The 9,238-nt window shown below is 73.3% G+C and carries 6 protein-coding genes; all 6 read left to right on the top strand.

The features are described 5' to 3' along the window. Positions 1-146: 146 nt before the first annotated feature. The 6 genes from ACFXGA_RS38310 (at position 147) to ACFXGA_RS38285 (ending at position 9,131) form a co-directional block, all read left to right on the top strand. Positions 147-1,409 carry an MFS transporter gene (locus ACFXGA_RS38310; protein WP_378097481.1) on the top strand — a complete coding sequence of 421 codons (1,263 nt, stop codon included), beginning with the start codon at positions 147-149 and terminating at the stop codon, positions 1,407-1,409. 23 nt (positions 1,410-1,432) lie between these two features. Further along, positions 1,433-2,836, top strand: a complete 1,404-nt coding sequence (locus tag ACFXGA_RS38305; protein ID WP_378097484.1) for a pyridoxal phosphate-dependent decarboxylase family protein — start codon at positions 1,433-1,435, stop codon at positions 2,834-2,836. A gap of 37 nt (positions 2,837-2,873) precedes the next feature. Continuing rightward, complete coding sequence (locus ACFXGA_RS38300; RefSeq protein WP_378097478.1) at positions 2,874-3,668, top strand: SDR family NAD(P)-dependent oxidoreductase; 795 nt, start codon at positions 2,874-2,876, stop codon at positions 3,666-3,668. A gap of 380 nt (positions 3,669-4,048) precedes the next feature. Next, on the top strand, positions 4,049-5,269 hold the full coding sequence (locus ACFXGA_RS38295; RefSeq protein WP_378097475.1) for a hypothetical protein: 1,221 nt from the start codon (positions 4,049-4,051) through the stop codon (positions 5,267-5,269). Between the two features lie 513 nt (positions 5,270-5,782). Further along, a complete protein-coding gene (locus ACFXGA_RS38290) occupies positions 5,783-6,661 on the top strand; it encodes a bile acid:sodium symporter family protein (RefSeq protein WP_378097472.1) in 879 nt (292 codons plus the stop codon). A 184-nt stretch (positions 6,662-6,845) separates the two neighbouring features. Then, positions 6,846-9,131: a PQQ-dependent sugar dehydrogenase gene (locus ACFXGA_RS38285; protein WP_378097469.1), complete on the top strand. Its 2,286-nt coding sequence runs from the start codon at positions 6,846-6,848 to the stop codon at positions 9,129-9,131. Positions 9,132-9,238 lie beyond the last annotated feature (107 nt).

Below are 9,238 nucleotides of genomic sequence, written 5' to 3'. Positions count from 1 at the left end.
GCGGCGCTCGGACCCGCGCCGACCGCCGCGATCCGGTCCCGGCCGGCTGCGGCGGGTGGTCGACCGGTCGCGGTGTGATCTCGACATCCGGTCATCCGAAGTCGCCCTCGCGCTGGTGGCGGGCGGAATGCGAAACTCTTCCGCCTATGCGGCAGATCACTCGCGGGGTCCGGGCGGGGTACGCGACCGGGTCGTTCGTCACCGGCGCGTTCGGCACCGTGCCGGGCCTGCTGCTGTTGCCGTACCTGACCGACGGCCTGGCCGTGCCCGCCGCCGTCGCGGGCCTGCTGGTGCTCGTGCCGAAGGCGTGGGACGTGCTGTTCAACCCGGTGGCCGGCCGGATCAGCGACCGGGCCGGGGTGCGGCGGCCGTTCCTGCTGCGCGGCGGGCTCGCGACGGCGGTGTTGTTCGCGCTGCTGTTCGCCGGGCCGTTCACCGGGGCGGGCGCGGCGGTGTACGTGGCGCTGGTGTTCCTGGCCTGCGCGACGGCGTACGCGTTCTTCCAGGTGCCCTACGTGGCGATGGCCGCGGAGATCACCGAGGACTACGACGAGCGCACCCGGCTCATGGCGTGGCGGATGGCGTTCCTGGCGCTCGCGATCCTGGTCAGTGGCGCGGGCGCGCCCGCGGTGCGCGACGCGGTCGGCTACCCCGGCATGGGCGTGGCGGTCGCGGCGCTGATGGTTCTCGGCACGCTGGCCACGGTCGCCGGCACCCGCGGCGTCCCCGCGTCACGGCGGGTGTCCACGTCAGCGGGAGTCCGTGAACTGGCCTCGGCGGTGCGCGGGTCGCGGCCGTTCCGGTCGCTGCTGGCGGTGTTCGTGGTGCAGGCCGTGGGGCTGGGCACGATGCTCGCGGGCGTCGACTACTTCGCCCGCCTGGTGCTGGGCGAACAGGGGTTGCAGACCGCGTTGTTCGCCGGGTTCGTCGGGCCCGCGCTGCTGGTGATGCCGCTGTGGCAGCGGGTCGGGCGCCGGCACGGCAAGCGGGCCGGGCTCGTCGCCGCGTCGGCGCTGTTCGCGGTCGCGGTGGCCGGGCTGACCGCGTCGCGGGTGCTGCCGGTGCCGATCGTGTTGGCGCTGATGGCCGTGGTCGGCGTCGGGTACGCGGGGATGCAGGTGTTCCCGCTGGCCATGCTGCCGGACGTGATCAGCGCCGAGGAACGGCGGACCGGCGCGACGCGGGCGGGCCTGTTCTCCGGCGTGTGGACGGCCGGTGAGACGTTGGGGCTCGCCCTCGGCCCCGGCGTGTACGGCCTGGTCCTGGCCGCGGGCGGGTACGTCGCGAGCACCGACGGCGCCGCCGCGCAGCCCTCCGGCGCGGTGACGGCCGCGCTGCTCGGATTCACCGCCATCCCGGCCGTGCTGGCGCTGGCGGCCCTGCCCCTGCTGCGTGAGGAGACCGCGTGACCGAGGACGTGCCGGCCCAGGACGTGCCGGCCCAGGACGTGCTGGCGGAGTTGCGGGCGCTGCGGGCCGGTGACCTGCCCACGCACGGCGGCCGGACGCTGGCCTACGTGTACGACAGCGCGCTGCCGGGGCTGGACGAGCTGGCGGCGTCCGCGCACGCGTTGGCGTCGTCGGTCAACGGGCTCGACCCGACCGCGTTCCCGAGCCTGCTGCGGCTGGAGAACGACGTGGTGCGCACCGCGGCGCGGTTGCTCGGCGGCGGTGACGGCACGGTCGGCACGGTCACGTCCGGCGGCACCGAGTCGTGCCTGCTGGCGGTCGTCGCGGCGCGGGACGCCCGGCCCGACGTCGAGCGGCCGTCGATGGTGCTGCCGGAGACCGCGCACGCGGCGTTCCACAAGGCCGCGCACTACTTCGGGGTGCGGGTGGTCGCGGTGCCGGTCGACCCGGTGACGTTCCGGGCGGACCCGGTGGCGATGGCGGCGGCGATCGACTCGTCCACCGTGCTCGCGGTGGCCGGCGCGCCGTCGTACGCGCACGGCGTAGTGGACCCGGTCGCGGAGATCGCCGCCGCCGCGCTCGACCGCGGCGTCCGCTGCCACGTGGACGCGTGCATCGGCGGCTGGGTGCTGCCGCACGCGCCGGACGTGCCGCCGTTCGACTTCTCCGTGCCGGGCGTCACGAGCATCTCGGTGGACCTGCACAAGTACGCGTACTGCCCGAAGGGGACGTCCGTGCTGCTGCACGCGTCGGCCGACCTGCGCCGGTCGCAGTTCTTCGCGTCGGCGGCCTGGCCCGGCTACACGATGCTGAACTCCACCACGCAGTCCACCCGGTCCGGTGGCCCGCTGGCCGCCGCCTGGGCGGTGCTGCGGCACATCGGCGACGACGGGTACCGCTCGCTGGCCCGTCGGGCGCTGGAGAGCACGCGGGTGCTGCGCGAGGGCATCGCCGGGATCGACGGGTTGCGGGTGCTGGGCGAGCCGTCCGCGACGCTGCTCGCGGTGACGAACGCGCGGGACGACTTCGACGTGTTCACCGTGGCCGACGAGATGAAGGCGCGGAACTGGTACGTGCAGCCGCAGTTCGCCCACCGCTCCTCCCCCGCCAACCTGCACCTGACCGTGACGGCGGCGAACGCCGGGCACGAGTCGGAGCTGCTGGAGGACCTGCGGGCGTCGGTGAAGGCCGCCGTCGAGGCCGGGCCGGTGCGGGTCGCGCCGGAGGTCCTGGCGTACGTGGGCGCGCTGGAACCGGACTCGCTCACGCCCGACGAGTTCGCCGGGCTGCTCGCCGCGGCCGGGATGGGCGGCGACGGCGGCGTGCTGCCCGAGCGGATGGCGACGGTGAACACGCTGCTCGCGGCGGCGAGTCCGGCGCTGCGGGAGCGCCTGCTGGTGGAGTTCCTGGGCGCGCTGTACTCGTGACCGGCGGCGGCGCGCCGGGTGCGCGATCATTGCCGGCATGCACCTGGATCTGAGCGGGAAGACGGCGCTGGTCACCGGTTCCACGCAGGGCATCGGCGAGGCGATCGCGGTGGCGCTGGCGCGGGCCGGCGCGCGGACGGCGGTCAACGGCCGCAAGCCCGACGCGGTGGACGAGGCGGTGGCGCGGCTGCGCGAGGCCGCACCGGGTGCGGACGTGGTGGGCGTGGCGGCCGACGTGTCGACCGCGGAGGGCACGGCGTCGCTCGTCGCCGCGGTGCCGGAGGTCGACGTGCTGGTCAACAACGTCGGCATCTTCGGCGCGCGGCCCGCGCTGGAGATCAGCGACGACGAGTGGCGGCGGTACTTCGAGGTCAACGTGCTGGCGGCAGTGCGGCTGACCCGTGCGTACCTGCCGGGGATGCGGGAGCGCGGGTGGGGCCGCGTGCAGTACATCGCCAGCGACTCGGCCGTGGTGATCCCGGCGGAGATGATCCACTACGGGGTGTCCAAGACGGCGCTGCTGGGCGTGTCGCGCGGCTTCGCCAAGGAGGCGGCGGGCAGCGGCGTGACGGTGAACTGCGTGATCGCCGGGCCGACGCACACCGGCGGGGTGGAGGACTTCGTCTACCAGCTCGTGGACCGCTCGCTGCCCTGGGACGAGGCGCAGCGCGAGTTCATGCGCCTGCACCGGCCGCAATCGCTGCTGGGCCGGCTGATCGAGCCCGAGGAGATCGGCAACCTGGTCGTGTACCTGGCCTCGCCGCAGGCGTCGGCCACCACGGGCGCGGCGGTGCGCGTGGACGGCGGGTACGTCGACTCGATCCTGCCCTGACCTCCGCACGTCCACGACGTCACCTCTTTTGGTCGATTCACCGAACCCGGCGCGGGCGCTAGCCTTGTCCCGGCATTCCGCCGGAATCTCCCCGCCGCCGACCTTTCCCCGAATTCGATCACGCCGCCGACACTGATCGCTGCCGCCGACACCCGCGGCCCGAGAACCCGACCGGATCCGCTGCACGAAGGCGTTCCCGGTGCTCAGCGGGCTCGCGGTGCGGTGATCCCCGGTCCGTCGACCTCGCGCCGACCGATTTTCCGTGCCACGGCACGAAATGTCGGATTCGGGCTGCCCGCCTGCGCGCGTTCGTCGGCGGCGACGCCCCAGAACGCGATATCGCACTCGATTCACATTCGATCCGAAACGAGGGTTGACCGATGAAGAACGCGTTCCGAAGATCTTTTGCCCTGGCAAGCGCGCTCGCCTTCTTACCGCTCCTGACGCTCCCCGCCGCGGCGGCCGAGCCGCTGTCCGCCGACGCCGTGGCGGCCATGACGCCGGAGCGGCAGGCCCGGGTGCTCGAACCGCTGCGACTGGCGGCGGACGCCGCGGCGCGGGTCGGCCAGGAGTCCCGGGCGGACATCTACACCCAGGTCGAGATGGCCCCGGACTACCGGTCGGTCAACGTCTACCTGACCGACGTGCGGCAGGGCTGGGCGTTCGTGGCCGAGGTCCGCAAGGCCAACCCCGCCGTGGACGCGCGGCTGATCAACGTCGTGCCGGCCAAGAAGTCCCGACAGCAGCTCAAGGCCGAGATCTCCGCCCTCACCAGCCGCGCCGACCTGCCGTTCACGGTGAGCCGGGCGGGCAGCTCGGTCGACGGCGGCGTCATCGAACTCGCCGTGGACGACCCCGGCGCCGCGCGGTCCTACCTCGCCTCCCCGGCCGTCGCCCAGCGGCGCGCCGCCACCGGCGCCACCGAGGTCCGCGTCGAGCAGGCCCCGCCCGCGACGCCCCTGAGCCGCTGGAACGACAGCTCCCCGTTCTACGCCGGGGCCGCGCTCGGACCCGCGTACGGCGCGGAGTCCTACTGCACCAGCGGCATCCCCGCCGTCAGCACCTGGGACGGCCGCCAGTGGCTGGTCACGGCCGGTCACTGCTACAACGTCGGCGACCACGTCTGGGCGGCGGGCGGCAACTACATCGGCCAGGTCAAGTACGAGCTGCCCGCGGTCGACTCGGCGTTCATCGAGACGCCGACGCTGCGCTACACGTGGGACGGCGTCGACGCGACGGGCTACACCCGCTACCTCAACGGCGTGCGCAACGTCGCGGTCGGCGACTTCACCTGCCAGCTCGGGTACAACTCCAAGGTCGTCTGCAACATCAGGACCGTGTACGCGGGCACCATGAGCTGGACCGTCAACGGCACGACCGTGTGGGGCAGCTACGGCGTCCCCCACTACGGCGGCGTCGTCGGTCGCGGCGGTGACAGCGGCGGCCCCGTCATCTACCTCAACGACGCGAACTCGCGGCAGCTCAACGGCATCGTCAGCGTCGGCTGGGGGTGCGGCACGTCCGGGTGCACCACCGCGCTGGGGTGGGTCGACGTGTGGTCGATCTTCAACGCGTTCGCCATCAAGCTGAACCCGTCCTGACCCCGCGGGCGCGATCGCCGGAGCAGTGGATCGCGCGGGACCCGCGCCGCGCCGACCGGGTCCTCGCCCGGCTCGGTCGGGCGGTGCGGGCCATGCACGCCCACACCGCCGACCCGGACCCGGACCCGGCTCGCGCTCTACCGCCTGGCCACCTGCCCGTCCCTGGTGGCCGGTCCGCTGCGGCTCCGGGATGGTGGACATCGTGGAGCAGAACATCGCCCGCCCTCTCCCGGTCGGCGGTGCCCAAATTCCGGCTCCCTGCCGTCGAACGCGTTCGACCCCCCGAACCTGTTAGCGATAACAACCAACCCGCGTGTCCTACGTCCGGAACGCGCGTGTCCCACGTCCGGAACAGCCGAGTTGAACGCTCGGAACGCCGCGTCGCGCGCACCCGACGCCTCTCCGTTCTTGCCGTTTACCGGCGAACCCGGTGTCAAGACCTCCCGATTCGTCCCGTTCTGGGGGAAGATGCGCTCCTCGCTCCGGTCCGACGCAGAGGCTCAGGTGGTCGCCGTGGATTCCGCACTGACGTCGATCGGCCTCCCGATCGCGCTGGCCGTGGTCATGTTCGGGCTGGGGATGTCGCTCACGACCGCCGACTTCGCCCGGACCGCGCGGGAGCCGCGCGCGGTCGCGGTCGCGCTGGCCACCCAGTTGGTCCTGTTGCCGCTGGCGTGCTTCGGGCTGGTGGTGGCGTTCGACCTGGAGCCGGTGCTGGCGGTCGGCATGATGCTGCTCGCCGCGTCGCCCGGCGGCACCACGGCGAACCTGTTCAGCCACCTGTTCCGCGGCGACGTCGCGCTGAACATCACCCTGACCGCGGTGAACTCGGTGGTCGCGGCGGTCACCCTGCCGGTGGTGGTGAACTTCGCCCTGGGCCACTTCCACCCGGCGGCGGACGGCGCGCTGGGCCTGGAGTTCGGCAAGGTGGCGCAGGTGTTCGCGCTCGTGCTGGTGCCCGTGGCGCTGGGCATGCTGGTGCGCCGCTGGTCGCCGGCGTCGGCCGACCGCGCGGACCGGCCGGTGCGGATCGTCTCGGTGCTGGTGCTGGTCGCGGTGATCGTCGGCACGATCGTCGCCGAGATCGAGAACACCGCCGAGTACCTGGCCGCGGTCGGCCTGGTGAGCGTGCTGTTCTGCGCGATCAGCCTCGCCGCCGGTTACCTGCTCCCCCGGCTGGCGAAGGTGGGCGAACGCCAGGCGATCGCGTCGGCGTTCGAGGTCGGCGTGCACAACAGCACCCTGGCGATCACGGTGGGCGTCAGCGTCCTGGGCGACGAACGGCTCGCCGTGCCCGCCGCCGTCTACGCCGTGGTGATGTTCCCGCTCGCCGCGGTGGCGGGGTTCGTCCTGACCAGGGGTCGGGCGAACCGCGAGACCGTGCTCGACTGAACGCCGCGCCGCGCTCGACCGGACGGCGCACCCGTCCGCCGAATAATCGGGGTCGTCGATACTCCGGTCGTATGACAACCTGCGGCATCCCCTCCACCGTCCGCTAAAGCGGTGCGGTTTCGGCAACCCGCATGTAACCCTTCCGTGCTCACTCGAAAGTGTCACGAAGGGAACAAATCGGGACATGCGCTTACTCCGCCGCGCACCACTCGCCCGTCGTGGGAGACGGGTGACCGCCGTGGCCGCCGCGACCCTCGTGGTCGCCGCCACCGCGGTGGCGCTCCCGCCGGCCGCCACCGCCGCCGTGCCGACCGGCTTCACCGACACCCTCGCCATCGGCGGCCTCACCAACCCCACCGCCGTCTCCTTCGCGCCCGACGGGCGCGTGTTCATCGCCGAGAAGAGCGGCCTGGTCAAGGTCTTCGACTCGCTCGCCGACACCACGGCCACCGTGTTCGCCGACCTCCGCCCGCAGACGCAGGACTTCTGGGATCGCGGCCTGCTCGGCCTGGCCGTCGACCCGCAGTTCCCCGCCCGCCCCTACGTCTACGTCGCCTACACCTACGACGCGGCGCCCGGCGGCACACACCCGCGGTGGGGCGACCAGTGCCCGACCCCGCCCGGCGCGACCGACCAGGGCTGCGTCGTCACCGGTCGGGTCTCCAAGCTGACCATGGGCTCCGGCGGCACCATGACCGCCGAGCAGCCGCTGGTCACCGACTGGTGCCAGCAGTACCCGAGCCACTCGATCGGCACGGTCGTCTTCGGCCCCGACGGCGGGTTGTACGTCGGCGGCGGTGACGGCGCGAGCTTCAACTTCGCCGACTACGGCCAGGTCGGCAACCCGTGCGCCGACCCGCCGTCCCCGGCGGGCACGAACCTCACCGCGCCGACCGCGCGGGGCGGCGCGCTGCGCTCGCAGTCGATCCGCCGCCCGGCGGGCGAGCCGGTGAGCCTCGACGGCTCGATCGTGCGCATCGACCCCGACACGGGCGCGGGCCTGCCCGGCAACCCGTTCGCGGACAGCGCCGACGCCAACGCCCGGCGCGTCATCGCGCACGGCCTGCGCAACCAGTTCCGCTTCGCCTTCCGCCCCGGCACCGAGGAGCTGTGGGCGGGCGACGTCGGCTGGAACACCTGGGAGGAGGTCAACCGGATCGCCGACGTGAACGACGCGACGGCGGAGAACTTCGGCTGGCCCTGCTACGAGGGCGCGGCCCGCCAGGGCGGTTACGACGGCGCGAACCTGACGCTGTGCGAGTCGCTGTACAGCGGCGCCGGCCAGACCGCGCCCTACTACGCCTACAGCCACTCGGCGAAGGTGGTGGCGACCGACCCGTGCCCGACCGGCGGCTCGTCGATCTCGGGCATCGCGTTCGAGTCCGACAGCAACTACCCGCCGGCCTACGACGGCGCGTTGTTCTTCGCCGACAGCTCGCGCGGGTGCATCTGGGCGATGCAGACCACCGCGGGCCAGCCCGACCCGGCCAAGCTGGTGCCGTTCGTGACCGGGGTGAACGTCCCGGTGCAGATCACCACCGGTCCCGGCGGCGACCTGTTCTACATCGCGCTCGGCGCGGGCCAGCTGCGCCGCGTCAGCTACCCGACCGGCAACCGGGCGCCGACCGCCGTCGCCGCGGCCACCCCGCAGACCGGCCCCGCGCCGTTGACCGTGCAGTTCGACGGCACGGGCTCGACCGACCCCGACCCCGGTGACACCCTGACCTACGCGTGGGACCTCGACGGGGACGGCCAGCACGACGACTCGACCTCCGCCACGCCGACGCACACCTACACCGTCGAGGGGACGGTGGCGGTCGGGCTCCGGGTGACCGACCAGTCGGGCGCGTGGGGCGACACGACGATCGCCGTCACGGTCGGCACGCCGGTCGCGGAGGACCCGGTCCCGGTGATCGACGCCCCGACCGCGCCGCTGAACTGGGTGGTGGGCCAGAACGTGGCCTTCTCGGGGCACGCCACCGACGCGCAGGACGGCGCGCTGCCCGCGTCCGCGTTGAGCTGGAAGCTGAGCATCCAGCACTGCGCGACGAACGGGTCGTGCCACGAGCACGTGGTGCAGAACTGGACGGGCGTGGCGTCGGGGTCGTTCATCGCGCCGGACCACGAGTACCCGTCCTACCTGGACCTGACGTTGACCGCCACGGACTCGTCGGGCCGCACCACGAGCACGACGACCAAGCTCGACCCGCAGACGGTCGCGCTGACGTTCACGTCGAGCCCGAGCGGGTTGCAGCTCAGCGTCGGCGGCACCGCGTCGACCACGCCCTTCACCCGCACGGTGATCGTCGGGTCGAACAACTCGATCAGCGCGCCCAGCCCGCAGAGCGGTCCGCTGGGGTTGCGCTTCCGGTACGGCAGCTGGTCCGACGGCGGCGCGCAGACGCACAACATCACCGCGCCGGCGAGCCCGACGACGTACCGGGCGAACTACTCGCTCTGCCTGTGCTGAGGTGACGCGAACCGGGGGGGGGGGGGGCGGGGGCGGGTCGGGGCGCGCCACGCAGACACGCAGACCACGCCGCCCCCCGCCCGCCGACACCACGCCGGGGCGCGCCG

It is taken from the genome of Actinosynnema sp. NPDC059335, assembly GCF_042752395.1.
Classification (GTDB): Bacteria; Actinomycetota; Actinomycetes; order Mycobacteriales; family Pseudonocardiaceae; genus Actinosynnema.
Note: the sequence above shows the minus strand (reverse complement) of the source record. Positions and strands in the feature narration are given on the sequence as shown.

Coding starts and splice junctions, on each gene's coding strand:
- ACFXGA_RS38310 (WP_378097481.1), top strand. CDS start 147: ATGCGGCAGATCACTCGCGGGGTCCGGGCGGGGTACGCGACCGGGTCG.
- ACFXGA_RS38300 (WP_378097478.1), top strand. CDS start 2,874: ATGCACCTGGATCTGAGCGGGAAGACGGCGCTGGTCACCGGTTCCACG.
- ACFXGA_RS38295 (WP_378097475.1), top strand. CDS start 4,049: ATGAAGAACGCGTTCCGAAGATCTTTTGCCCTGGCAAGCGCGCTCGCC.
- ACFXGA_RS38285 (WP_378097469.1), top strand. CDS start 6,846: ATGCGCTTACTCCGCCGCGCACCACTCGCCCGTCGTGGGAGACGGGTG.